This is a genomic window from Kitasatospora sp. A2-31, from assembly GCF_022288725.1.
Lineage (GTDB): Bacteria > Actinomycetota > Actinomycetes > Streptomycetales > Streptomycetaceae > Kitasatospora.
In genome coordinates, this window is the sequence record NZ_JAKNTA010000164.1 from 1 (window position 1) to 1,547 (window position 1,547).

Here is a 1,547-nt window from a genome sequence, read left to right on the forward strand (position 1 = left end):
CCCCCGCCCCTAGCCGGTCGGCAGGTAAGTGTTGTGTGGGCATCATCCTACGAGAACTTGCTAGCCGCCCGGCAAGCCATTTCCCCCGCAGGCCGAATCCCCCCGGGGACGCCGAGCGGCGGCCCCGCACCATCTTCGCCTGCCGACCAGCCCACTCACCTCGTGCTGGGGGTGGAGACATCTCCCCCTCAGGGTGGAGCCAGATCCCGGACCGGGGGAGGAGAAAGTCAGGGTCGCCGGGTAGGGAAAACCCCACCCCATGCCCCTGGGAGGACCCCCGGGGTAACTCCCCCGCCAGCCGGATACCCCCTCAACTCCGGCTCTTCTACCGTCGATTGCGACGCCGGATCCTGCAACCGGCGCCCGCTTCCGGCGGCCGTCCGGCCCCGCGCACCCGCCGCCCTCCGCCGGCGGCGGCCGCCGCTCTCCCTGGGGGAACTCTCGTGAAGACCAGACTCGGCGTGGCCGCCGCCATGGGCGCCTGGAGCGCCCGGCACCGGAAGACCGCCGTCTTCGGCTGGCTGCTCTTCGTCGTCCTGGCCGCCGTCCTCGGCGGCCTGCACGGCAGCACACAGGTCAAGGAGGCCGAGTCCATGCCGGGCCAGGTCTCCCGCGCCGCCAGGATCCTCGACGACGCCGGGCTGAAGTCCCCGGCGAGCGAGACGGTCCTGGTCCGCAGCGACGCCCTGACCGCCGACGCCCCCGCCTTCCGGGCCGCCGTCGGCCAGGTGATCGCCGGCATCGACGCCACCGGCAAGGCCGCCGAGGTCCGCTCCCCCTACGACACCAGGGCGGTCTCGGCGGACGGCCACGCCGCCCTCGTCCAGCTGACCCTCAAGGGCGAGCACCAGGACGCCGTCGAGAACGTCCCGGCCGTCCTGGCCGCGGTCGCCGCCGTTCAGGAGCAGCACCCCGACCTCACCGTGGTCGAACTCGGCGACGCCAGCTCGGGCAAGTGGATCCGCGAGCAGTTCTCCGACGACTTCGCCCGCGCCGAGTGGACCGCCGTCCCGCTCGCCCTCGGCATCCTGCTGGTCGCCTTCGGCGCGCTGGTCGCCGCCGTCCTCCCGGTGGTGCTGGCCATCACCGCCTTCGTCGCGGCCGGCGGACTGGTCGCGCTGAGCAGCGGATTCCTGCACACCAGCGACAACGCGAGCTCGGTGATGCTGCTGGTCGGCCTCGCCGTCGGCGTCGACTACTGCCTCTTCTACCTGCGCCGCGAGCGCGAGGAGCGCGCCGCCGGGCGGGACGCGTCGACCGCGCTGGCCATCGCCGCCGCCACCAGCGGCCGGGCCGTCCTGGTCTCGGGGGTGACCGTCGTGGTCGCCATGGCCGGCATGTTCCTCACCGGCATCGCGGAGTTCCAGGCGATGTCCTACGCCACCATCGTGGTCGTGATCACCGCGGTGCTCGGCTCGCTCACCGTGCTGCCGGCGCTGCTCTCGCTGCTCGGCGACCGGGTCGAGAAGGGCCGCGTCCCGCTGCTGGCACGGCTGCGCCGGCCCGGCGCCGCCACCACCGGCGGCCGGGTCTGGAACGCCCTCCTC

Annotated in this window: 1 protein-coding gene; it reads left to right on the plus strand. The window is 73.6% G+C overall.

What is annotated here, in order from left to right:
* Positions 1 to 443: 443 nt before the first annotated feature.
* On the plus strand, positions 444 to 1,547 hold a 1,104-nt coding region (locus MCM47_RS40530; RefSeq protein ID WP_374209286.1), incomplete at its 3' end, for an MMPL family transporter.